Consider the following 21,906-nt stretch of genomic DNA (forward strand, 5'->3'; position numbering starts at 1 on the left):
TTAGCCCATATGATGGATGTTGAGCTTGTTACCATCGAGATCGCGGAAGTAGGCCGCGTAAAACCCGTTCTCATGGCGCTGTCCCGGTTCACCTTCCGACGTCGCACCAAGCAAGATCGCCTTTTTATAAAGCGCATCGACTTGGTCACGTGACGCGGCTGAAAGGGCGATCATCGTGCCATTTCCAACCGTTGCCGCATTCCCGTCAAACGGAACATGCACCGAAAATGCCGGGCTGTTTTCGCCAGCACTCCAGACGATAAAGTCCGGCTGTTCAAAGACGCGCTGTGCACCAAAATCGGCAAGCAATGCGTCATAGAACGCGCCCGAACGGGATAGATCATTGGTGCCGAGTGATGTGTATCCGATCATGTTTTCTTTCCTGACATATGAATATGAATTCCTTGATACCGACACCGTAAGGAATTTCAATTTTGCAATACATAGGCAATTTTGTAGTATCTGATTGCAAATTTGAAACGGAGCACCGATTGGACTGGAACTATATCAAGTCGTTTCTGGCCATCGCAGAAACAGGGTCGCTTGAACTGGCCGCGCAGAAAATCCGGGTAAGCAACACCACGGTGTTTCGCCATATTCATGCGCTTGAAGAACAGGCAGGCACCCGGCTTTTTGATCGCATTCGCGGCCAATACAGCCTGACCGATGCCGGGACAGAAATGCTTGTCCCCGCCCGTCAAATCATGAACAGCTTTGATGTCATCAACACCACCATTTCGGGCGCTGATGCTACATCGGCCGGTTTGGTGCGCATCACCGCACCGACCAGTTTTTCCTATTTCTTTTTGCCAGACCATCTTGCCCGGTTTCAGGACCAATGGCCTGATATTCAAATCGAACTGCTTGCCAGCAACCTCGAATTCAACATGACACAGCGATATGCCGATATTGCCGTGCGGGTTGCGGCCAACCCGCCCGAGCATCTTGTTGGCAAGGAAATCCGCACACTGGAATGGGGCATCTATGGTGCCGCAGACCGATATCAGCCCGCAAAGCTTGATGACCTGCTGGCGGAGCCCTTCATCGGCGCATCCGGAACACTGGCAAGCTACGCACCTTATAAATGGCTCGATGCGAACCGCCGCACTCCGCATAAACAGCAAACCGATGATCTGATCGCGATGGCGCATCTCGCGCACGCCGGATGCGGTCTGGCCTGTTTGCCATCCGACCTTGCCCTTCCCGGTTTGCGGTTGCTTGCGCCTTTGCCGGAAATACCGGCAAACAAGCTTTGGGTTTTAACCCATCCTGATCTGCGCAACATATCGCGGATCCGCGAAACCATGCGATGGATCGCCAAATCATTAAAGGACGATCCGCGGCTTTCACCGGGCAAAGAACTTTGAACGTGACGGAAGCTCCATATTACCGTCTGATTGCATTCCTTGGCCACGCACTTGCCCGGACTGGACAGACTCCGTAACGACGTTCAATATGTTCGCAAGCAAAAGCAAAGTCATAGCAGCGACTGTGGCAGAGTTCGGGACAACAAACTGACGTGACCAAGGCGCGCCCGCCACCGGTCGGAGGAACAACGCATGTCGATGCGCAAGATTGCCAAATGCCTGCCCGCAATCGGACTGGGCCTTGCCCTGTCGGGGTGCATGGCCCCGGTCGAAGAACCGGTTACGATGTCCAACAGTTCCGACACCATCGTTACCCCGTGGGGCGCGCCGGCCCAGAATACCCGTCCGGCATCACCGGCCACCATGACGGGATCTACGTCTGCGGGGGAAAATGACAATCTGGTCATGATGGACGATCCCAACCGCAAGGCGATGGATGAAATGCGCCAAAAGCAGATCGACGAAGCCCGTATTGCACTGGGCATTCTTGATCGGATGGCGCAGCGCTGCGTTCAATCCGGCGATGCCGCGGCCTGCACAACGCTTCAAACAAATTGGAGCACCCTGTCACAGCAACTGCACAAGACGCTTTCGATGATGTCAGGCGACACGATGCAAATGCCAAACAGTGTTCCGACCGATGATCCGGCGATGCCAACGATGCCCGCCGTGAACAACAGCGCACCGATGTCACCTTCCCCCGTCACGCCCCCTGCCACCACAGGCGTTCCGGCTGGCAGTGACATTCCGACCATGGAAAAAACCATCCCGATGACCGAACCGGGTGCGGACGGGTGATACTTGGCCCGAAATTACAACTTGGAATAATTTAATTTGAGATAGAGCAAAGAAACCATCCCGAGACGACGATAGGGTAGCCGCAGACATTAAGGCCAAGGGCAATTTGACAGATTTCGGGTCAGCCCCACGCCACCTACCGAATGGAGATCGGATCATGTATCGGGATATTCTTGTTCATATCGACACCTCAGCTGCCTGCAAGGAACGCCTTTCTGTTGCGTTGAAAGTTGCCAAGGCGCAGGACGCGCACCTTACCGGCCTTTTCCTGCTGCCCTATCCTGAAATTCCGCGCTTCATGGAAGTCCAGATCACCGAGGAAATCATCAATCAGCAGCGATCTGCGATGGCTGAAACCGCAAAGGCCGCACGCACCCAGTTCGAAGAAACCTGCAATGCGGCCGGTGTTGCTTTCAGCTGGCAGGAGACCTCCTGCCCGGCGTCCGAAATTGCCGATACCACCGCGATGTATGCCCGCCATCATGATCTGACGGTTCTGGGCCAGCACGACCCGGAAAGCTCCGATCCGTGCTCTGTCTCGGAAATGCCGGACAAAGTCATCCTGACCGCCGGTGCGCCGGTTCTGCTTGTGCCCTATGTCGGCAAGTTTGATACCATCGGTGATCGCGTCATGGTCGCCTGGAAGCCCTATCGCGAGGCGGTGCGTGCGATGAATGACAGCATGCCGTTCCTGGAAGCCGCAAAATCCGTTCTGGTTCTCTGTGCCGACCCGAACAAGGGCGCCCGCGATACAATGCCGGTTCCGGGTGTCGATATTGGCGAACGCCTGAAATGCCATGGCGTGAATGCCAAGAAGGAAAGCATGAATGCATCCGGCATCAGTGTTGGCGACCTTATTTTGTCGCGCGCAGCCGACGAAAGCATCGATCTGATGGTGTGCGGCGCCTATGGCCGTCCGCGCCTGCGTGAACTGATGCTTGGTGGCGTCACCCAGCACCTTCTGCGTCACATGACCGTTCCGGTCCTGATGTCACACTAGGCAACAACATTCCGAATTCCCAAAAACCGGCCGGAACTTTCGGCCGGTTTTTTTATTAGCTATGCCGATTGCGAGCTTGCAGACAGGCAATCGTACACGGACTAATCCTTTGTCTAGCAACAGAAAAATCAAACAATCCGTTTTTAGCTCCGTCACCAAATCCAAAGTTTATCTGCAAATTTATCTGATCATCAACATTAATACATATTGAAAATCATATGTAATTTCTGTCATGATTGATTTTTCCGATGGATGAAAACGATTTAATTGTGGCGCAAAAGCTGTTCGAATCCTTGCCAAATGACGCCAACGAGGCCAAATTGGGTCTTAAGACAAAACGGAGCTTGCTCCGAAAAGAGATCGACACAAGAGAGATGGATCGCCTTCTCTGATCTGATGGTTCCAAACAAGACTGGAATCGCTTTAATTTTTGACAAGGGTCAATGCCGTATCGGCCTTCATGGTTGATAAGGGAACCATAAAGACCCGGTCGAACCGGAGGATATGTCCAGAATCAGGTCGCTGATCTGGACGAGACCAGAGCTTTGTGATGCCACGACCAGATACAAAGTCCGTGACACTGCAAAGAGACAGGCGAAAGAAACAAGTATGAATTACAACACCTTCTTCAAAGATGCGCTGTCCGGCCTCAAGGCTGAGGGCCGCTATCGTGTATTCGCCAATCTCGAACGTATTGTCGGAAAATTCCCCAAGGCGCTTTATCACCCCGATAACGGCGAAGCCCCGCGTGAAATCACCGTGTGGTGCTCGAACGATTATCTTGGCATGGGCCAACATCCCAAGGTGCTTGAAGCCATGCAAAACGCCATCACCGGTCAAGGTGGCGGTGCGGGTGGCACGCGCAATATTTCCGGTTCCAACCATCTGCATGTCGCGCTTGAGCGGGAGCTCGCCGATCTGCATGGCAAGGAAGCTGCCCTTCTGATGACCTCGGGCTATGTCGCGAACTGGACCACGCTGTCAACGCTGGGATCGAAGCTCCCGGATTGCGTGATCATTTCCGACTCCGAAAACCACAATTCCATGATCGAAGGCATGCGCCACTCCAAGGCAGAGCGCCGCATCTGGAAACATAACGACGTCGCCCATCTGGAGGAAATCCTCAAGGATCTCGGGCCGCAGCGCGCCAAGATCGTCGCGTTCGAGTCTGTCTATTCGATGGATGGCGATATCGCACCGATCAGTCAGATCCTTGATCTTTGCGAAAAATACAACGCGCTTTCCTATCTGGACGAGGTTCATGCGGTTGGCATGTATGGCCCGCGCGGCGGTGGCGTTGCCGAACGTGATGGCGTCATGCACCGCGTCGACATCATCCAGGGCACGCTTGCCAAGGCCTTTGGCGTGATTGGTGGCTATATCGCGGCCAAACCTGAAATCGTCGATTTCGTGCGCAGCTTCGGCAATGGCTTTATCTTTACCAGTTCCCATCCGCCAAGCATTGCAGCGGGTGCGCTGGCAGCCGTGCGCCACCTGAAAGAAAGCAATGTCGAACGCCTTGCCCAAAAGGAACGCGCCGATACCCTGCGTGCACGCATGCGCGCAGTCGACCTTCCGGTCATGGACGCGCCAAGCCATATCGTTCCCCTGATGGTGGGCGATCCTTCCATGTGCAAGGAAGCCAGCGACCGTCTGCTGTTCGAACATGACATCTATGTCCAGCCGATCAACTATCCGACCGTCCCGCGCGGCACCGAACGCCTGCGCTTTACGCCGGGCCCGCTGCATAATGACGAATTGGTCGATCATCTGATCGACTCGCTCCTGTCGGTCTGGAGCAAACTGGGCATTTCCAAGGTCGCCTAACGCGCTTGGCAATCAGAAAATCAAAAAAGGCCGGTGGCAATTGCCCCGGCCTTTTTGATGATCCGCCCCATGTAAAGGCCTGCAGCCGGCATCAATGATGTTCGGCCATTTGCTTTCACCGGGCGGCGTCCTATATTGAGGCTGTCTTGCCGGTTTCGCGTCGGTAAAGATAATACTTTGCAATTAAGAACCGTTCGCGTTAATGTCGGACCTGTCATCAAACAGGGACCGCCCATGTATTCGGATAAAACCTTGCTCCCCAAAGAATGTCTCCGCCTGTGCGCACTTGGCACCCTTGCCCTTTCCGAAAAGCCGATCAGCTATGGCGATCTGGCCAACGAGGTGCGCCATTTCATGTCGCACATCATGGGGCCGTCCCTGGATATGATGGGAAGTTCGCTTCAGCTGCTCAAGCTTGAAGGGCTGGTCAAGGAAGATACCTCAAGCGGCGGGTTATCTGATGCGCAACTGAGCCTGACCGATGCCGGGCACAAGAAGTTCATCGAACTGATGCAGGGCAATGTGCGCGATACATCTGGCGAGCTTTCGCGCCTGATCATGGCGCTCAAGATGCGGTTCTTGCATCTGCTTGATCATGACATCCGCACCGAACAGATCGAAATCCTGCAAGACGTCTGCGAACTTGATCTCGAACGCGTGCTGGCCCTGCGAGATGAACACGCAAACGAGGCCGAAAACTTCACCAGTTGGCTCGAAATGGAAGTCAAACGCCTGGAGCAAAAACGCGACTGGCTTAAAAGCCTTTCAGCGTAAACCGTTTTCCCGTTATAGTCGTGACGGATGGCCCGCAGGAAGCAGGTCCAACGTCACAGGCAGGGACGGAAAATGTTGATACGTGAAGAAACCGAAAAAGATATCGCGGCGATTCACGCGTTGCTGGATGGTGCCTTCGCAACTGCACCCCACAGTCAGCAGACCGAACATTTGATCGTCGATGCGCTCCGAAAAAGTGGTCAACTCACCCTTTCCCTGATCGCGGAACAGGACGATGAAATTGTTGGCTGCATCGCGTTTTCACCGGTGAAAATCGATGGCAAAGCCTGCGGTTGGTTTGGCCTGGGCCCCGTTGCGGTCACGCCGGATCGCCAAGGCTTGGGTATTGGCTCCGAGCTGATCCAAAGCGGTATCCGCCATCTGCGCGCTGATGATGCCCACGGCTGTGTCGTGCTGGGCGAGCCGGATTATTATGGCCGGTTCGGCTTTGCACCCCTGCCCGACCTGAAGCTTGAAGGAGTGCCCGATGAATATTTCATGGCACGCCCATTGGTTGATGAAATCCCGGCGGGTTTGGTCGAATACGATCCGGCCTTTTACATCAAGGCTGACCGCTAAGAAGTCGTCCTATCCCGATCTGCCGATCAGTACAGATGCTGCCCACCGGTGACAAAAATCTCTGTGCCGGTCACATAGGTACTGTCATCCCCGACCAGATAATGCACCGCGGCCGCCACGTCTTCGGGCGTGCCCATCCGGTTCATCGGAATGCGTGGCACAAGCGCCTCATATTCCGGGGAAATCATATCAGTCTTGATTTCGCCCGGGGCAACCGCATTGACCCGAACCCCAAGCTCGGCAAACTCAACGGCCATTTCACGTGTTAGCCCCGAAAGCGCTGCCTTTGACGTCGAATAGGCCGATCCGGCAAACGGATGGACATAATGCCCCGCGATCGAGGTAATGTTGCAAATTGCCCCCTTGCCCCGGTGTAGTGCCGATGCAAACCCGCGCGAGAGTGTAAGCGGCGTAAAGAAGTTCAGCTCAAACACATCGCGCCAGGCGGCAATATCACCATTCAGACAGCCAAGCCGTTCCTTATAGGGCGTCTTGGGCGACACACCGGCATTGTTGATCAGGGCATGCAACGGATCATCGCCCAGAACTTCGTTCGCCTCGGCAATAAAGGCTTCGACCTCTGCCGGTTTGGAAAGATCGGCACGGATATGGATGCCCAATGCCGGATCGCGCGGGCAGCTCGGCGGCGGGGCTTCACGTGAACAGCAAATCACCCGCCAGCCGCGCTTGGCAAAATATCCAACCGTAACATGGCCGATGCCACGACTGGCACCTGTCAGAACGACTGTTTTCGGGGCATTGCTGCTCATTGGTGTACTCACTTCACAAGATATGCAGGCAAACAGAATTTTGCTGGTTTTCTTATAGCACCACAGGCCCCGCCATCGAAGGAAAAGCCTTGTACTGTAAGATTTTTCTACAGTTACCGTCGCGATATAGGCTGCCCTACAGGCATTTGGCAAGGGATGCGAAACAGGGTATGTTTTCGCCATTGTAAAGATGGGCAAGACCATGTGCAGCCGCTTTGATCTTAACAGCGATATCCGCGCCTTTCAGGTTCAGCTTGGCCTGGAAATGGAAGATATCATTCGCATGCCATTACCCGACGGGTTCAATCGCAACGGATCAGATGACGAGGACGAAGACGCCGCCTTCGACAGCCTGACCGGTACGCGTCGGCCGACCGATCCAATTGCCGTCATTTTGCCACATCAAAAGGCCGCCATTCGATACTGGGGGCTGAGCATCCCGGGCATGAACAGCCCGATGATCAATGCACGCGCCGAAACCCTGACCGAAAAGCCAACCTTCCGACCACTTTTGAACCGCCGCTGCCTGATCCCGGCAAACGGCTGGTATGAATGGCGCAAGGACGGCACGGCAAAGCACAAGAACCGCATCACTTTGCCCGATCATCAACCGTTTCTGTTTGCGGGCCTCGAAAACGGCCGCGAAGCCACGATCATCACCTGCGCCCCATCGGGCTCGATTGCCCATATTCACAATCGGATGCCGGTCGTGATCGGCCCGAACCATCTGGCGGCCTGGCTTGATCCGCACATGGCGTTCGATGATCTGGGATATATGCTGGGCCCGCTTCCTGATCATGTTCTGTCATGGCAGGAACAAAGTTCGGATCACCCCAAAACAGATCCGAATACGGATGCGGATGAGAAAACAAACCAGATTGATCTGTTTTCAAAATAGGCTGCTTGGGCAGGCACGCGGCCTGTCTGGCCCAATCAGTCCAAAATTGGGAATAAGATGATCAGTCGCTGTCAACGTCGTTGGCCGCACATGGTGCCGCATTGCATGACTGCAACGCACCACCAGCTTGACCAGACAGCAACGCAGCAAGATCAGGCACACCAACATTCGGATTGTTAAGTTCCTGTGCCAGGTCTTCGGACATCGAAGCGAAATCGATGATATCGCGCAATGACAACATGGGTTTTCCCCTGTCAGACGTTGATTTCCCACAATGCGAAACACCTCGTTTATCGGGGTTTCGTCACGTTCTTATTTTTGTAACCCTGTTCCTATTTATCCCGCAACGCAACAAAAAAAGGCGCATCAAAAATGCGCCTTTTCAGTCATATACCATCGGTTAGGTAATATAATTTCGCGATATCAGGCGCTTAAGCAGCCCCTCGGCTTAGTGCATTATCCAAAGCGGCAAGCCACATTTTGCCAACATATCCTGCGTCACACCGCCAAGGATCATCTCCTTGAAGCGTGAATGGCTGTATGCCCCCAGAACAATGGTATCGGCACCGCATTTTTCTGCCTCGGAAATCAAGGTATTAGCAACCTGTCCGGTTTCCGTGCTCTCAACCACGGCCGCATCGACTCCGTGCCAACTGAACTGTTCGGCCAGCGCCTTGGCGCACGCACGGCCATAGGGCACCTCGCCGACACTGACAATCGTGACTTCCTTGGCATTGCGCAACATCGGCATGGCGGATGTAACCGCGCGCGCGGCCTCAATCCCGCCATTCCAGGCGATCATGACTTTTTCACCGATGGTCGCCGGGGTTACTTCAGGTGCTACCAGGATCGGACGTCCGGTTTCCATCAGGGCCGCATCAAAGGTCAGCGATGCGGAGGCTTCCTTCGGATCCCGGCCAATCACCACCAGATCGAAAAGACGCCCGCGGCGGGCCACTGTTTCGTCTTCGCGCCCGCTATCCTTGCGCCAGGCGCAGGTTGGCTTGGCGTCTGCGGAAGGTGTGTTGGACTCCTCAATGCCGGCCTCTTTAACGGCGGCGGCAAAGGATGCCTTGCCGCTGGCTTCGCGTTTTTCGGTTTCGGTGGTGGCGGCCTGGATCATTTCTTCGATGATCAGACCGGACATGCCTTCGCCAACAATCGGAATGGCGTCTTGTGGTTCGGCCGCAACAAAAAGCGCCTCAAGATGCGCGTTGAACGACTTGGCCAGCTTAAAGGCCGTCGCCATCACACGTTTGTCGATTGCCGTGCCTGCTACCGGTGCCAGAATGGTGCGAATTGCCATGTTAACTACTCCCGCCTGTCGAACAGGTCATTGAACCTGCCTGAAATACCGACTGATGATGCCTTTACTGCCAAGCAGTCTGAGGTCTTTTGCCCCAGCTTTCTTTGTTCAAGATCAAAAATTTGCGAAAGTTATTATTATTCTTATACTTTGTTGGTGTCGGTGGTTGGTGCCAGATCGGTTTTTCTCAATCGACCATGCACAAAATGATTGTAACATGAATGCCAACGATTACGATGACGCTTTAAAGATCGAGATATTATTCTCTTGGGTAGGATACCGGGCATTCAAAGCAAAAATGCGACCTGGTGTGCAGAGTTAAGAACGGGGTTACTCGCGGATGGACTATACGGCACTGCACGAGAATGCACGTGAAGCTGCAGAATTTCTCAAAACGCTCGGCAATGAGTGGCGTCTGCTTATTTTGTGCTCTCTCGGCGACACGGAAAAATCCGTTGGCACGCTGGAAAATGAACTGGGCATCAAACAATCAGCCCTGTCACAGCACCTTGCACGTCTGCGCCGCGAAGGGCTTGTAAAAACCCGCCGCGATGCGCAAACGATTTATTATTCGCTGGCCAATCCAGACATTATGAAGATCATCGCTGTGCTCCAGGACACCTTCTGCCCGCCAGAACCCGCGGTCTAAGGCGCACCGATCCAGAATACAAAAACGCACAAGGCTTGTATCCCTTGTGCGTTTTTTGCGTTTTGGAGTCTCATGGCTTCCTTACGGAAACAGCTTTTGCGTATCCCAGCCGCTATCGGCGTCATCGCGGGTAAACAGCTTGCGGTCATGCAGGCGGAATTTGCCCTCTGCCCAGAACTCGATCCGATCCGGTACAAGGCGATAACCGCCCCAATGTTCCGGACGCGGCACTTTGCCAAGACCGAATTTGGCGGTGAATTCCGCAACCCGTTTTTCCAGATCAAAACGGCCACTCATCGGGCGCGACTGAATGGATGCCCAGGCCCCCAACTGGCTGCCACGCGGGCGGGACGCAAAATATTCGTCTGACTCGGCCGCATCGACCTTGGCAACCTTGCCCTCGATGCGCACGCACTTTTCAAGCGTCTTCCAGTGGAAACAAAGTGCGGCAAAACCGTTCTCGGCCAACTGGTCGCCCTTGCGGCTTTCATAGTTGGTATAGAAAACAAATCCGCGTGGATCAAAACCCTTAAGCAGTACAATCCGCGCCGACGGGCGACCTTGCGCATCGGCAGTCGCAAGCGTCATCGCATCCGGATAGGCAGTCTCGACCTTTTTTGCCTCCGCAAACCAGGTTTCGAACATGTCGAACGGTGCATCGTGGGGTTCATGCCCAATTTTTGGCGCATTTTTCTCGTTCATTGCGAAAGGATTTCCTTTGGCTGATTAAATTTGTTGCCGTCAGGACGACATATTTCGGAACTACGGTGGCAGCAACAACGTTGGATCAATATATATACCCAAAGAATATCGGTTGGGACTGTAAAGACAAGATGGGCAAATTAAACATGAAATTCCGTCAGATCGTTATCCCGGTGGTCATGACCGCCTTTATCGCTGGCTGCGCCCAGGATCAGGGTCAGAAGCAAACGGCCGGCACACTTCTTGGTGCCGTCGGTGGTGCCGTCGCAGGCGCACAGTTCGGCAAGGGCAGTGGCCAGCTTGTCGGTGTTGCGCTTGGTACGCTTGCTGGTGCCTTCATCGGCAGCGAAGTCGGCAAGTCGCTTGACAATGCCGACCGCGCCATCATGGCAAAAAGCACCCAGCGCACGCTGGAAGCCACCCCGACAGGTCAAACCACCACTTGGAACAACCCCGATACCGGTGTTCAGGGTACGGTGACCCCTACCCGCACCTATCAGGAACCGAAAACCCAGGAATATTGCCGCGAATACCAGCAGACGGTGATGATCGGTGGTCAGGAAGAAACGGCTTATGGCACCGCCTGCCGCCAGCCGGATGGCAGCTGGAAAGTCGTAAACTAAGTCTTGCCAAAAATCTGAAATGACAGGCGGTGCGGTCCTTGCGATCTGCGCCGCCTTTTCATATCTGGTCATCGGTTCGGGCGACAAACCCGTCTTAATGTCATTGTTTCGGATCAGATGCGGCAAAATGGTTCATCTTTTGCGGCGCATGATCTAATAATGAACACAACGTGCAAATCACATAACGTGCTTTTAGTTTCTGGAACCGGTCAGTAAATGCAGGATCCCTACAAGACACTTGGCGTCGCCAAAAACGCCAGTCAGGAAGAAATCAAAAAGGCCTATCGCAAACTGGCGCGTGAACTTCACCCCGATGTCAATCCGGGCGATGCCAAAATCGAAGAACGCTTCAAAAAGGTATCGAGCGCCTATCACCTTCTCGGTGATGCGGAGCGCCGCAAGAAATTCGACAATGGTGAAATCGACGCCGATGGTCGCGAAACCAGCCCGTTTGCCCGTGGCGGCGGACATGCCGGTGGCGGCTTTGGTGGTGGTGATCCGTTCGGCGGCTTTTCCGGTGCCAATGCCGAGGACATCTTTGACGAAATTTTCGGCAAGGGACGCGCACGATCTGGCGGCGGCGGCTTCGGTGGTTTTGGCGGGGAACGCAAACCCAGAAAGGTCAAAGGCCCGAACATCTCCTATGAGCTGAGCCTTGATTTCGCCGAGGCCATCCTTGGCACGACCAAGCGGATCAATCTCGCCAGCGGCAAAAGCCTTGAGGTCCGCATTCCCCCCGGAAGCGAAAACGAACAGACGCTCCGTCTTAAAGGCCAGGGGATGGCTGGCATGAATGGTGGCGAGGCGGGTGACGCGCTGATCAAGCTGCATGTCCATCCGGATAAAACCTTCCGGCGCGAAGGTAATGACCTGCATTGTGATCTTGCAATCAGCCTGCCCGAAGCCATTCTGGGGGGCTCGATAGAAGTGCCGATTGTCGATGGCAAGGTCAATATGAAGCTGCCCGCCAACGCCAATAGCGGCACCAAACTGCGCCTGCGCGGCAAGGGTGCCCCCTATGACCGGGGCAACAAACGTGGTGATCAATATGTTCACCTGACGGTCAAGCTGCCCGAAGAACGCGATGATGAATTGGTCGAGTTCATCAAGGACTGGTCTGAAAAGCACCCCTACAAGGCCCGTTGACCCATCCATCCAAAGCCGGCATTCGCCGGCTTCTTTCTTGGCCCGTTGGCAACCGGGGTCAGGCCGCACAAAAGACCCTGCGTTGAAAGGTGCCTGTTAATCCCGTTCCGTGTTACCATATTGTTTTAACGGGCTTTGTCGCAAAGAACGAAACCGATCATCAGGGACAATATGGAACAGCTCAGCAACCCGGACATCTATTTGCAATGGCTTGAACAGGCAATCGCCTGGATCTCTGCAAATGTCCTGCTGGTCCCGATCCTGATCCAGATTGCTGCCTGCCTGCTTGCCACCATTCCGGCCTTTTTGCTGCGTGGTCGTCTGGCGTCGCTTCTCGCACGCTTGCAGGACTGGAAGCCGCTTTTACCCTATGCCGGGTTTCGACGCTTTGCGCTGGTGCTGCCCAGTCTTGCCTTCCCGCTGATTTTTGTCATTGCCATCTGGCTGCTTGATGCCATCGCCATTCAGGCTGGCTATCGCCATAACATCATCCGGTTGGTTGCAAGCCTTCTGAATGCATGGATTGTCATTCGTCTGGCGGCCGCCGTTGTCAATGATCCTGTCTGGTCACGCACCATTGCCACCGTCGCCTGGACGTTGGCAGCACTCAACATTGTCGGATGGCTGGAACCAAGTATCGCAATCCTTGACGGGCATGCGATTGAATTCGGCGAGTTCCGCATTTCGATCTATGGCATCATCAAAGCCGTTCTCTCGCTTGCGGTTTTGCTGTGGGTGGCATCCTTTGCCTCGCGCCTTTTTGAACAACGCATCCGCAAGGTCCATCACCTGACCCCGTCGGTTCAGGTCCTGATGGCAAAGCTTCTTAAGCTTGTCTTGCTGTCTATCGCCGTTTTGTTTGCGCTGTCGACCATGGGTGTCGATCTGACCGCACTTGCCGTATTTGGTGGTGCGGTTGGTGTCGGGATCGGGTTTGGTCTGCAACGCATTTTCGCCAACCTGATCAGCGGCGTGATCCTGTTACTTGACCGGTCGATCAAGCCGGGCGATGTCATTGCGATTGGCGATACCTTTGGCTGGATTCAGTCACTGGGCGCGCGTTACACCGCCGTTCGAACCCGCGATGGAACGGAATTCCTGATCCCGAACGAAGACCTGATTACCAATCAGGTCGAAAACTGGAGCCACTCGGACGTCAAGCTACGCCTGAAAGTCCCGGTCGGCATTTCCTATAACTGCGATCCCCACCTTGCGATCAAGCTGTGTAACGAGGCGGCGGCAAAATGCGCACGCGTGCAGGACAATCCGGGGCCCAATACCCTGATGCGCGGTTTTGGTGACAACTCGGTCGATCTCGAAATCCGTTTCTGGATCAACGACCCGCAAAACGGACGCGGCAATATCATCAGCGAAGTTTTGCTCAATGTCTGGGATGCCTTCATAGAACACAATATCGAAATCCCGTTCCCGCAACGCGATTTGCACCTGCGCAGTAGCGATGAACCAATCCGCGTAGAAATGACACAAAGCCCCTCCTCCAAACGATCCTGACCCTGCCCGATACCTCGATTTAAGTTGATTTCAGCTCTTCAGCTTGCTGTCAGGTTGCGACGCCAGAATGCGTTATTCACGTATCAAAAGGCGTCCACTGAATGCTGCAGCTTAATTACAACGAAAACGGCAATCCCTCGGCCAGACTTCGTTTGCAGAAGAACGGTTTTCTGTCCCGCGTGCCGACGCATGCTTGTGCCATTTCAATCCTGACCAATACGGCGCGCGAACGCGCCGAGGTCGAAGACTTTATCTCTGGCATCTATGCCCGCACCTATGAGGCAGAAATTTCGGTTCATTACGACACACTGATGAGTGTGCGTGATGATCACGGCGATATCGTCGCTGCCCTTGGTTTTCGCTCCGCCGGGCATGGCCCGCTGTTTCTCGAACAATATCTCCGCCGGCCGATCAATTCGATTCTGGGCATTCCGCGCCACGAGATTGCTGAAATCGGCAATTTGGCATCAAACGGATCAGGCGCGTCATCCTTCCTGTTCACCGCCCTTTCGGCTTATTTGCATCATAGCGGCTTCAAACAGGCGGTCGTAACCGGTACCGCAAGTATTGAAAAACGGTTCCAGAAAATAGGGTTGGCGCCGGTGCGTCATGCACTCGCGGACCCGGCCCTGCTTGAATGCCGCAACACCGATTGGGGCCGGTATTACGATACGCGCCCGCATGTTCTCTCGGGCTCGGTCACGTTGGGATATCTGCGCCTGCAATCACTTTTTGGCGCTGAGTACAGCCACATGCGCCCGCGCCTTTATCCCCGTCTCCAACATAATGGCGAGGTCTGAGTCTGATCATGCTGTTTTCACGCATTGGCCAACACCCGGCCGACAAAATCGCCCTTAGAAGCCAAACCGATCAGATCACCTATGGCGACCTGATCCGGCGCATTGATGACCACGCCAAAGACCTTGCCGATGTCGATGTTCTTGGCATCGCGCTTGATAACGGTATCGACTGGGTACTTTGGGACTTGGCGGCACTGAAATCGGAAACCGTCTGTGTTCCGATCCCGCCATTCTTTACCAAAGCACAGATCGATCACGCCGCCGCAACCGCTGGCATCACTCACATGATCACACCAGATGGCATGGTGCGAACCGGGTTTGCCAAGTCCGCGACCATCCCGGCAAAAACTGCAAAAATCACCTTCACATCCGGCACCACCGGCACCCCCAAAGGTGTTTGCCTGCCTGCAACCGCCATGATGAATGTCGCAAGCTCGATCTATCAGATGCTTGGCGACGGGTTTGCCGGCACGCATTTTTCCGCCCTGCCTCTGGCCGTCTTGCTGGAAAATGTTGCTGGCGTCTATGCAGGACTTCTCGCCGGTTGCACCGTGCATCTGACGTCCTTGCGGAACTTTGAGGCGCACTACGAAAACCTGCATGGCTTGCTCAAGGGGGCTGATGCCACCTCGGTCATTCTGGTGCCGGAACTGCTGCGCGCCCTGATGATGCAGGTCATGCAATATGGCCCGCTGACCAAACTTGATTTCATTGCCGTTGGCGGCGCGCGGATTGATCCCGCCCTGATTGCCAAGGCCCGTCAGATCGGCCTTCCGGTCTATGAAGGGTACGGCCTGTCTGAATGCGCATCGGTTCTGTCGTTGAACGTTCCGGGCAAGGACAAACCGGGCACGACGGGCACGCTTTTGCCACATGTCAGTGCTGAAATCGCCGATGATGAAATCGTCATTCGCAATCCGGGATTCCTTGGCTATGTCGGCGATCCGTCGGCGGCAAACGCATCCCTCTCGGAACGCTTCGCCACCGGTGACCTTGGCCAGATTTCAGACGACGGCTTTGTGTCCGTTACCGGACGGCGCAAAAACGTCCTGATTACCTCAAACGGGCGCAACATATCACCCGAATGGCCAGAGGCCGCCTTGCTGGCCCAACCCGCCATTTATCAGGCAATCGTTTTTGGCGACGGCCAAGCCCATCTTGAAGCGCTGATCGTGCCAAGTCGTGCAGATGCAGACATCAACGCCGCCATTCAGGCCGCAAATGCCAGCCTGCCCGACTATGCCCAAATCAAACACTTCACGCTTTGTGCGCCCTTCACCGCGCAAAACGGCTGCCTGACCGGAAATGGTCGGCCCAAGCGTGATGTGATCGTCAAACGATATATCTCCTCACAAAACACTTCGGAGCTCCCCATGAATTTCTATGATCGTCTTGTTGCCCAAACTGCTGATGCCCGCGCAGCCCTTTATCACGTCCCGCAGCTTGTCGACGGACTTTCGGGCAATATTTCCCGCTCCACCTATGTCGCCTACCTGACCGAGGCCTATCACCACGTCAAACATACCGTGCCCTTCTTGATGGCGATGGGGTCGCGCCTGCCCGATGGAAAACGCTGGCTGCACAAGGCGGTGATTGAATATCTCGAAGAGGAAGAAGGCCACGAAGAATGGATCCTCAATGATATCGAGGCCGCCGGTGGTGACCGCGAAGCTGCACGCAACGCAACGCCCAACCTCGAAACCCAGGTGATGGTCGCCTATAACTACGACTATATCGCGCGCAAGAATCCGGTCGGGTTCCTTGGCATGGTCTTCATGCTTGAAAGCACATCAACCCAGATCGCAAGTCAGGGCGCAGATGCCGTCATGTCGGGCCTTGATCTTCCAAAATCGGCGTTCAGCTATCTGTTCTCGCACGGCTCGCTTGATATCGAACACATGAAATTCTTCGAAAAAACCGTCAACCAAATCACCGATCCGAACGATCAGGCTGCAATCATCGAAGTCGCCAACAACACCTTCCGCCTGTTTGCCAACCTGTTCGCAGCGATCCCGCATGAAGGACAACGGAAAAATGTTGCTTGAGGGAAAAGACGTCTTTCTCACCGGGGCAACCGGCGGGATTGGAAAACCCCTTGTGGAAATCCTGAAAGAACGCGGTGCGAATGTCCGGTCTTATGACCGGGCATCCGAAGGCGATCTGATGGAACGCATTGATACCACCTGCAAGGCGCTTCGCGAAAATACGCCTGACATCCTGATCAACCTTGCCGGGATCAATGATTTCGGCCATGCCGAAGATCAGGATTACGATGCCCTTCTGACACTCAACCTTTTGGTGCCGATGCGGCTTTGTCAGGCGGTCCTGCCAGCCATGCGTGCCCGCAATAATGGCCAGATCGTCAATATCGGCTCGATGGTCGGGTTGATCCCGTTGCCCCATATGACCGGCTACGTGGCGGCCAAATCCGGGCTTAAGGGATATAGCGATGCCCTTCGTCGGGAATTGTGCAACACGGCTATTACCGTCACCCACATCGCACCGCGTGCGGTCAATACCGGCATGAATAGCGGCAAGATCGGCATGCTTAATCGCAAGACCAAAGCCACCGAAGATCGCCCGCGGGACGTCGCGCTTCGCATTGCCAGCGCGATTGAACTTAACGCCAGAGATTTTCGCCTTGGCTGGCCTGAACGGCTGTTTGCCACCCTCAATGCGCTTGTTCCCGCGATGATCGACAAGGGCCTGCGCAAAAACACCCAAATTGGCGAAGAGATACTGGCAACTGACAAGGCCAACGCCAAACCGGCCCTGATCATCAATGGCACCGGATCAGAAAGTGACGCACAGAGGAACATCGCATGAAACGCAAAAACATGATCACCTTATCGGCCCTTGCGGTTGGTCTTCTTCTGGCTTTAACGGCAACGTCGCAGGCGCAAACCGCAAACCCGGCTGTGATGAAGGCTGTCAGCCACCTGCAACATGAATGGGCGCACATCAAATACGAAATCACCGATGAAGATGCCCAACTTGATGCCATTCACAAGCTCGAAGCCGATGGCGAAAAGCTGCGTGCAGATTTCCCCGACAGCCCGGAACTGCAAATCTGGCAGGGCATCATTCTGTCAACCGATGCCGGAATTGTGCGCGGTATCTCGGCCCTTGGCAAAGTGCGCGACGCCCGCGAACTTTTTGAAAATGTGATTGCCACCGCACCGACCGCGATGGATGGCTCGGCCTATACTTCGCTCGGCTCGCTTTACTATCAGGTGCCGCCATGGCCGCTGGCCTTTGGCAGCGACGCCAAGGCCGAGGAAAACCTCAAAAAGGCGCTTGCGCTCAACCCGAACGGCATTGATCCGAACTTCTTCTATGGCAATTTCCTGCGCCAACAGGAACGCTATGACGAAGCGCGGATCTATTTCCAAAAGGCGCTTGATGCCCCGGACCGCCCGGATCGTCCGCTTGCCGATGCTGGCCGTCGGGCCGAAATTTCTCTTGCGCTCAACCAAATGGCCTCCCGATAAACCGTACCGATCATCAACACATCAAAAAGGCCGGGAAGATTATCCTTCCCGGCCTTTTTTCTGTATCCCGCGAAACAGCCATCAGTTCATGATGTCGGTCATGTCTTTTTGATTGATATCGTCTGGCTTGTCCTGATCCGGTTCTTTCTTTTTCTGCTCGGGGATTTTGTCTTCGGGCCGCGGGGTATCGAGGAGATCACCCACCTTCACATCCAGAACCGTTTTGCGTTTTTCTTCCAGTGCGATCAGGCGTTCGCGCATGGCAATCGGCCAGCCGCTATCGGTCTGCACAACCAGCAACCGGTCGTAGTCCAGAAACAGGCCAAGGCGGCTCATCAGATCCATCAACGAAACCCGCGACAGATCCCCCGAAAGCAGCCAGCGATGATTTTCGGAACGATCAATCAGCTTTTCGCGTCGCAATGCTGCCAACGCCCAGTTCAGATCACGCCCACCCAGTTTGACGTCGCGCATCATCCTGCGGTAGGTCGGCGGCTTGGCGGCCTCGTGGAAACGATTTTGCAGATATTCCAGAACGCGCAGCACCGCGATAATCCGTTCCATATGCCCGGGCACCGCACCGCGCGGATCGGGAATGATGCCCGCCGCCCGTGCCGCACGCCATTCGGACCGACCCGCTGCCACCTGTGCCCCCAAAAGGATCACGATCCAGGTCAGATACATCCACAACAAAAAGATCGGCACAATCGCAACCGCACCATAGATCGTCTGATAGGTCGGAAACGTCGTGACATAATACGCAAACCCCTTTTTCAGGGTTTCGAACAAAACGGCGGCCACAACGCCACCAACCACACCATCAATAATCACGACCGAGCGGTTCGGCATGCCGATAAACAGCAATGAAAACGCCACCGCCGAAAGAACAAACGGTGCAATAAACGTCAGTTGTCCGATCTGCTCGCCAAGCGCGTCCCCACCAACCAGATGGCGCATGGCAAAGAAATAAGACGCCAGCGAAAGGCTAAGCCCCAGCAACATTGGCCCAACCGTCAAAAGCGTCCAGAACACCACCAGCCGCGCCAGAAGTTTCCGAGGGCTGGTAACGCGGAAAACATCGTTCATCGCCCCTTCGATGGCGCTCAGCAACATCACCGCCGTCAGGCCGAGCACGATTGTGCCAATCGCCGTCATCTGTCCGGTATTTTGCAGGAAACTGCCAAGATAGTCTGTAACCTGCGCGCCGGTTTCCGGCAGGAAATTGTTCAGGACCACGGTCATGATCGTGTCCTTGAACTCATCAAAAACCGGAAAGGCCGACAAAACCGTCAGTGCGATGGCCAGAAACGGCACCATCGCCAAAAGTGTCGTATAGGACAAACCGGCGGCACGTTGTATGGATTTGTCATAAACAAAACGCATAGCGGCATAGCGCCAGAACGCAGTTCGATCAGCGAGCAATTTCTGAATTTCGGCCATTAAACGCTTATCCCCACGCATTTTCCGGTTATACTGCACCTGATCAACAAGATAGCGTGCCTGCACACGTTATGACAGGTCAGATTGACCTTGGCCGCGCTTTGTGTAGGATGCGCCGAATGTCTAATGCCTTCTGGGCCGGTCGCGGCTTTTCTTGAATGCCTCTACCTGCCAGAGAGAGATCGTGGGAACGAGAGGAAATATGAGCCTGTCCACCGACAATATTTCGGGCCTTATGGCCGGTAAACGCGGCCTGATTATGGGTGTCGCCAACGATAAATCGATTGCCTGGGGTATTGCACGTGCGGCTGCTGCGGCCGGTGCCGAAGTGGCCTTTACCTTCCAGGGTGAAGCCCTTGAAAAACGTGTGCGCCCGCTCGCAGAGTCTGTTGGCAGCAACATCGTTCTGCCATGTGACGTGACCGATGCGGCCAGCATGGATGCCGTGTTCGAGACGCTTAAGGAAAAATGGGGCAAGCTTGACTTTGTCGTGCATGCCATCGGTTTCTCCGACAAGAACGAACTGCGTGGTCGCTATGTCGACACCTCGCCGGAAAACTTTGCGCTTTCAATGAACATCTCGGTCTATTCCTTTACCGCGATCGCACAGCGCGCGGAAAAACTGATGACCGATGGCGGTTCGCTTCTAACGCTCTCCTATTACGGCGCGGAAAAGGTCATGCCGCATTACAACGTCATGGGCGTTGCCAAGGCGGCCCTTGAAGCCAGCGTCAAATACCTTGCCAATGACCTTGGCCCGGATCGCATTCGCGTTAACGCCATTTCGGCGGGCCCGATGAAGACCCTTGCTGCATCAGGGATTGGCGATTTCCGCTATATCCTGAAATGGAACGAATACAACTCGCCGATGCGCCGTAACGTCACGCTTGATGATGTTGGCGGATCTGGTCTGTACTTCCTATCGGATCTTTCGACCGGTGTTACGGGCGAAACCCATCATGTCGATTGCGGTTACCACACCGTGGGCATGAAACAGGCAGACGCACCTGACATCACTGTCCAGAAATCCTGATCTGGGCCTGATACGATTTTGCGGGCTGCCCTGATGGGCGGCCCGTTTTGTCTCTAACATATTTGAATTCTGGATAATCGGTTATGGCTGGCAACAGTTTTGGAACACTTTTCCGCTTCACCACCTTTGGCGAAAGCCACGGCCCGGCCATTGGCTGTGTCGTTGATGGTGTGCCGCCCCTGCTTGAACTTACCGAGTCCGATATTCAGAATCACCTCGAAAAACGCAAACCCGGTCAGTCGCGCTTTACCACCCAGCGCCGCGAACCTGATCAGGTCAAAATCCTTTCGGGCGTGTTCGAAGGCAAAACCACCGGCACCCCGATTGGTCTTCTGATCGAAAACGTCGATCAGCGTTCCAAGGATTATGGCGAGATTAAAAACCAGTTCCGCCCGGGCCATGCCGATTACACCTATTGGGAAAAATACGGCACCCGCGATTACCGCGGCGGCGGCCGTTCGTCGGCCCGCGAAACCGCCATGCGGGTCGCCGCCGGTGCAATTGCCCGCAAGGTGCTGGGTGATGACATCAAAATCCGTGCGGCCCTGGTCAAAATGGGCACCAAGGAAATCAATCGTGCGAACTGGGACTGGGCCGAGGTTGATAACAACCCGTTCTTCTGCCCCGACCCCGAAGCCGTTCCGGTGTTCGAGGAATATCTTGATGGCCTGCGCAAGGATGGATCATCTGTTGGTGCAGTGATCGAAGTCGTCTGTTCCGGTGTTCCGGTTGGTCTTGGTGATCCGGTTTATGACAAGCTTGATGCCGATCTGGCCAAGGCGATGATGACGATCAATGCCGTCAAGGGCGTTGAAATCGGCAACGGCTTTGAAGCCGCCGAACTGACCGGTATCGAAAATGCCGATGAAATGCGTCTGGGCGAAGATGGCAAGCCCGTCTTTGGCTCCAACCATGCCGGGGGGATTCTCGGCGGAATTTCATCAGGTCAGGACGTTGTCGTGCGCTTTGCCGTCAAACCGACCAGCTCGATCCTGACCCCGCGCAAAAGCCTTGATATCTATGGCAAGGAAGTCGATGTCGTCACCAAGGGTCGCCATGATCCGTGTGTTGGTATCCGCGGCGTTCCGGTGGGCGAAGCGATGGCTGCAATCACCCTTGCCGACCACCTTTTGCGCCACCGCGCACAGTGCGAAGGCTGGAACAGCAACAAGCATTTTCCAAGCTAGTTTT

At 54.9% G+C, this 21,906-nt stretch carries 23 protein-coding genes; 17 read left to right on the top strand and 6 right to left on the bottom strand.

Annotated features, from left to right (window positions below; translation table 11 throughout):
• Positions 1-372: a VOC family protein gene (locus IT893_RS11500; protein ID WP_197145256.1), complete on the bottom strand. Its 372-nt coding sequence runs from the start codon at positions 370-372 to the stop codon at positions 1-3.
• Between the two features lie 119 nt (positions 373-491).
• Between IT893_RS11500 and IT893_RS11505 the strand changes: the two genes are divergently transcribed.
• The 6 genes from IT893_RS11505 to IT893_RS11530 all read left to right on the top strand — a co-directional run bounded on the left by IT893_RS11505 (position 492) and on the right by IT893_RS11530 (position 6,345).
• Positions 492-1,367 carry a LysR family transcriptional regulator gene (locus IT893_RS11505; protein WP_197145257.1) on the top strand — a complete coding sequence of 292 codons (876 nt, stop codon included), beginning with the start codon at positions 492-494 and terminating at the stop codon, positions 1,365-1,367.
• Positions 1,368-1,559: 192 nt separating this feature from the next.
• Complete coding sequence (locus IT893_RS11510) at positions 1,560-2,165, top strand: hypothetical protein (protein ID WP_197145258.1); 606 nt, start codon at positions 1,560-1,562, stop codon at positions 2,163-2,165.
• 157 nt (positions 2,166-2,322) lie between these two features.
• Entirely contained in the window at positions 2,323-3,165 is an 843-nt protein-coding gene (locus IT893_RS11515) for a universal stress protein (protein ID WP_063087139.1), read from the top strand.
• A 609-nt stretch (positions 3,166-3,774) separates the two neighbouring features.
• A complete protein-coding gene (gene hemA / locus IT893_RS11520; RefSeq protein WP_064780596.1) occupies positions 3,775-4,992 on the top strand; it encodes a 5-aminolevulinate synthase in 1,218 nt (405 codons plus the stop codon).
• 234 nt (positions 4,993-5,226) lie between these two features.
• Complete coding sequence (locus IT893_RS11525) at positions 5,227-5,766, top strand: hypothetical protein (protein WP_008891313.1); 540 nt, start codon at positions 5,227-5,229, stop codon at positions 5,764-5,766.
• A 72-nt stretch (positions 5,767-5,838) separates the two neighbouring features.
• On the top strand, positions 5,839-6,345 hold the full coding sequence (locus IT893_RS11530; RefSeq protein ID WP_197145259.1) for a GNAT family N-acetyltransferase: 507 nt from the start codon (positions 5,839-5,841) through the stop codon (positions 6,343-6,345).
• 26 nt (positions 6,346-6,371) lie between these two features.
• Here IT893_RS11530 and IT893_RS11535 read toward each other — a convergent pair whose 3' ends face one another.
• Positions 6,372-7,115 carry an SDR family NAD(P)-dependent oxidoreductase gene (locus IT893_RS11535; protein WP_008891311.1) on the bottom strand — a complete coding sequence of 248 codons (744 nt, stop codon included), beginning with the start codon at positions 7,113-7,115 and terminating at the stop codon, positions 6,372-6,374.
• Between the two features lie 202 nt (positions 7,116-7,317).
• On the opposite strand from IT893_RS11535, the gene IT893_RS11540 reads away from it, so the two are divergent.
• Positions 7,318-8,013, top strand: coding sequence for an SOS response-associated peptidase (locus IT893_RS11540; RefSeq protein ID WP_197145260.1), 696 nt, complete (start codon positions 7,318-7,320; stop codon positions 8,011-8,013).
• Positions 8,014-8,074: 61 nt separating this feature from the next.
• On the opposite strand, the gene IT893_RS11545 is transcribed toward IT893_RS11540, so the two are convergent.
• Together IT893_RS11545 and IT893_RS11550 are read right to left on the bottom strand one after the other, a co-directional pair.
• Positions 8,075-8,254, bottom strand: coding sequence for a hypothetical protein (locus IT893_RS11545; protein WP_063087136.1), 180 nt, complete (start codon positions 8,252-8,254; stop codon positions 8,075-8,077).
• Positions 8,255-8,461: 207 nt separating this feature from the next.
• Positions 8,462-9,319 carry a universal stress protein gene (locus tag IT893_RS11550; RefSeq protein WP_197145261.1) on the bottom strand — a complete coding sequence of 286 codons (858 nt, stop codon included), beginning with the start codon at positions 9,317-9,319 and terminating at the stop codon, positions 8,462-8,464.
• A gap of 340 nt (positions 9,320-9,659) precedes the next feature.
• On the opposite strand from IT893_RS11550, the gene IT893_RS11555 reads away from it, so the two are divergent.
• Positions 9,660-9,968 carry a helix-turn-helix transcriptional regulator gene (locus IT893_RS11555; protein WP_008891308.1) on the top strand — a complete coding sequence of 103 codons (309 nt, stop codon included), beginning with the start codon at positions 9,660-9,662 and terminating at the stop codon, positions 9,966-9,968.
• 81 nt (positions 9,969-10,049) lie between these two features.
• Here IT893_RS11555 and pdxH read toward each other — a convergent pair whose 3' ends face one another.
• Positions 10,050-10,670, bottom strand: a complete 621-nt coding sequence (pdxH, locus tag IT893_RS11560; RefSeq protein WP_197145262.1) for a pyridoxamine 5'-phosphate oxidase — start codon at positions 10,668-10,670, stop codon at positions 10,050-10,052.
• A 146-nt stretch (positions 10,671-10,816) separates the two neighbouring features.
• Here pdxH and IT893_RS11565 point away from each other — a divergent pair, with 146 nt between their 5' ends.
• The 7 genes from IT893_RS11565 (at position 10,817) to IT893_RS11595 (ending at position 18,242) form a co-directional block, all read left to right on the top strand.
• Positions 10,817-11,293 carry an RT0821/Lpp0805 family surface protein gene (locus tag IT893_RS11565; protein ID WP_008891306.1) on the top strand — a complete coding sequence of 159 codons (477 nt, stop codon included), beginning with the start codon at positions 10,817-10,819 and terminating at the stop codon, positions 11,291-11,293.
• Between the two features lie 216 nt (positions 11,294-11,509).
• Positions 11,510-12,439: a DnaJ C-terminal domain-containing protein gene (locus IT893_RS11570; protein WP_008891305.1), complete on the top strand. Its 930-nt coding sequence runs from the start codon at positions 11,510-11,512 to the stop codon at positions 12,437-12,439.
• Positions 12,440-12,610: 171 nt separating this feature from the next.
• Positions 12,611-13,951 carry a mechanosensitive ion channel family protein gene (locus IT893_RS11575; protein WP_120225066.1) on the top strand — a complete coding sequence of 447 codons (1,341 nt, stop codon included), beginning with the start codon at positions 12,611-12,613 and terminating at the stop codon, positions 13,949-13,951.
• Between the two features lie 101 nt (positions 13,952-14,052).
• Entirely contained in the window at positions 14,053-14,751 is a 699-nt protein-coding gene (locus IT893_RS11580; protein ID WP_197145263.1) for a thermostable hemolysin, read from the top strand.
• Between the two features lie 8 nt (positions 14,752-14,759).
• The gene (locus tag IT893_RS11585) at positions 14,760-16,796 is read left to right on the top strand and encodes an AMP-binding protein (RefSeq protein ID WP_197145264.1); all 2,037 of its coding nucleotides are present in this window, start codon (positions 14,760-14,762) and stop codon (positions 16,794-16,796) included.
• A complete protein-coding gene (locus IT893_RS11590) occupies positions 16,768-17,577 on the top strand; it encodes an SDR family NAD(P)-dependent oxidoreductase (RefSeq protein WP_252723932.1) in 810 nt (269 codons plus the stop codon). Before IT893_RS11585 ends, IT893_RS11590 begins: the two co-directional genes overlap by 29 nt.
• Complete coding sequence (locus tag IT893_RS11595) at positions 17,574-18,242, top strand: tetratricopeptide repeat protein (protein WP_197145265.1); 669 nt, start codon at positions 17,574-17,576, stop codon at positions 18,240-18,242. The genes IT893_RS11590 and IT893_RS11595 overlap by 4 nt, the downstream gene beginning before the upstream one ends.
• A gap of 81 nt (positions 18,243-18,323) precedes the next feature.
• Here IT893_RS11595 and IT893_RS11600 read toward each other — a convergent pair whose 3' ends face one another.
• The gene (locus IT893_RS11600; RefSeq protein WP_197145266.1) at positions 18,324-19,682 is read right to left on the bottom strand and encodes a YihY family inner membrane protein; all 1,359 of its coding nucleotides are present in this window, start codon (positions 19,680-19,682) and stop codon (positions 18,324-18,326) included.
• 202 nt (positions 19,683-19,884) lie between these two features.
• Here IT893_RS11600 and fabI point away from each other — a divergent pair, with 202 nt between their 5' ends.
• Together fabI and aroC are read left to right on the top strand one after the other, a co-directional pair.
• Positions 19,885-20,715 (top strand): enoyl-ACP reductase FabI, encoded by an 831-nt coding sequence (gene fabI, locus IT893_RS11605; RefSeq protein ID WP_008891298.1) that lies wholly within the window; start codon positions 19,885-19,887, stop codon positions 20,713-20,715.
• Positions 20,716-20,798: 83 nt separating this feature from the next.
• Complete coding sequence (gene aroC / locus IT893_RS11610; RefSeq protein ID WP_197145267.1) at positions 20,799-21,902, top strand: chorismate synthase; 1,104 nt, start codon at positions 20,799-20,801, stop codon at positions 21,900-21,902.
• Positions 21,903-21,906: the final 4 nt, after the last annotated feature.

The organism is Thalassospira sp. A40-3, assembly GCF_015871485.1.
Classification (GTDB): Bacteria; Pseudomonadota; Alphaproteobacteria; order Rhodospirillales; family Thalassospiraceae; genus Thalassospira; species Thalassospira tepidiphila.

Coding starts and splice junctions, on each gene's coding strand:
- IT893_RS11500 (WP_197145256.1), bottom strand. CDS start 372: ATGATCGGATACACATCACTCGGCACCAATGATCTATCCCGTTCGGGC.
- IT893_RS11510 (WP_197145258.1), top strand. CDS start 1,560: ATGTCGATGCGCAAGATTGCCAAATGCCTGCCCGCAATCGGACTGGGC.
- IT893_RS11515 (WP_063087139.1), top strand. CDS start 2,323: ATGTATCGGGATATTCTTGTTCATATCGACACCTCAGCTGCCTGCAAG.
- hemA (WP_064780596.1), top strand. CDS start 3,775: ATGAATTACAACACCTTCTTCAAAGATGCGCTGTCCGGCCTCAAGGCT.
- IT893_RS11525 (WP_008891313.1), top strand. CDS start 5,227: ATGTATTCGGATAAAACCTTGCTCCCCAAAGAATGTCTCCGCCTGTGC.
- IT893_RS11530 (WP_197145259.1), top strand. CDS start 5,839: ATGTTGATACGTGAAGAAACCGAAAAAGATATCGCGGCGATTCACGCG.
- IT893_RS11535 (WP_008891311.1), bottom strand. CDS start 7,115: ATGAGCAGCAATGCCCCGAAAACAGTCGTTCTGACAGGTGCCAGTCGT.
- IT893_RS11540 (WP_197145260.1), top strand. CDS start 7,318: ATGTGCAGCCGCTTTGATCTTAACAGCGATATCCGCGCCTTTCAGGTT.
- IT893_RS11545 (WP_063087136.1), bottom strand. CDS start 8,254: ATGTTGTCATTGCGCGATATCATCGATTTCGCTTCGATGTCCGAAGAC.
- IT893_RS11550 (WP_197145261.1), bottom strand. CDS start 9,319: ATGGCAATTCGCACCATTCTGGCACCGGTAGCAGGCACGGCAATCGAC.
- IT893_RS11555 (WP_008891308.1), top strand. CDS start 9,660: ATGGACTATACGGCACTGCACGAGAATGCACGTGAAGCTGCAGAATTT.
- pdxH (WP_197145262.1), bottom strand. CDS start 10,670: ATGAACGAGAAAAATGCGCCAAAAATTGGGCATGAACCCCACGATGCA.
- IT893_RS11565 (WP_008891306.1), top strand. CDS start 10,817: ATGAAATTCCGTCAGATCGTTATCCCGGTGGTCATGACCGCCTTTATC.
- IT893_RS11570 (WP_008891305.1), top strand. CDS start 11,510: ATGCAGGATCCCTACAAGACACTTGGCGTCGCCAAAAACGCCAGTCAG.
- IT893_RS11575 (WP_120225066.1), top strand. CDS start 12,611: ATGGAACAGCTCAGCAACCCGGACATCTATTTGCAATGGCTTGAACAG.
- IT893_RS11580 (WP_197145263.1), top strand. CDS start 14,053: ATGCTGCAGCTTAATTACAACGAAAACGGCAATCCCTCGGCCAGACTT.
- IT893_RS11585 (WP_197145264.1), top strand. CDS start 14,760: ATGCTGTTTTCACGCATTGGCCAACACCCGGCCGACAAAATCGCCCTT.
- IT893_RS11590 (WP_252723932.1), top strand. CDS start 16,768: ATGAAGGACAACGGAAAAATGTTGCTTGAGGGAAAAGACGTCTTTCTC.
- IT893_RS11595 (WP_197145265.1), top strand. CDS start 17,574: ATGAAACGCAAAAACATGATCACCTTATCGGCCCTTGCGGTTGGTCTT.
- IT893_RS11600 (WP_197145266.1), bottom strand. CDS start 19,682: ATGGCCGAAATTCAGAAATTGCTCGCTGATCGAACTGCGTTCTGGCGC.
- fabI (WP_008891298.1), top strand. CDS start 19,885: ATGAGCCTGTCCACCGACAATATTTCGGGCCTTATGGCCGGTAAACGC.
- aroC (WP_197145267.1), top strand. CDS start 20,799: ATGGCTGGCAACAGTTTTGGAACACTTTTCCGCTTCACCACCTTTGGC.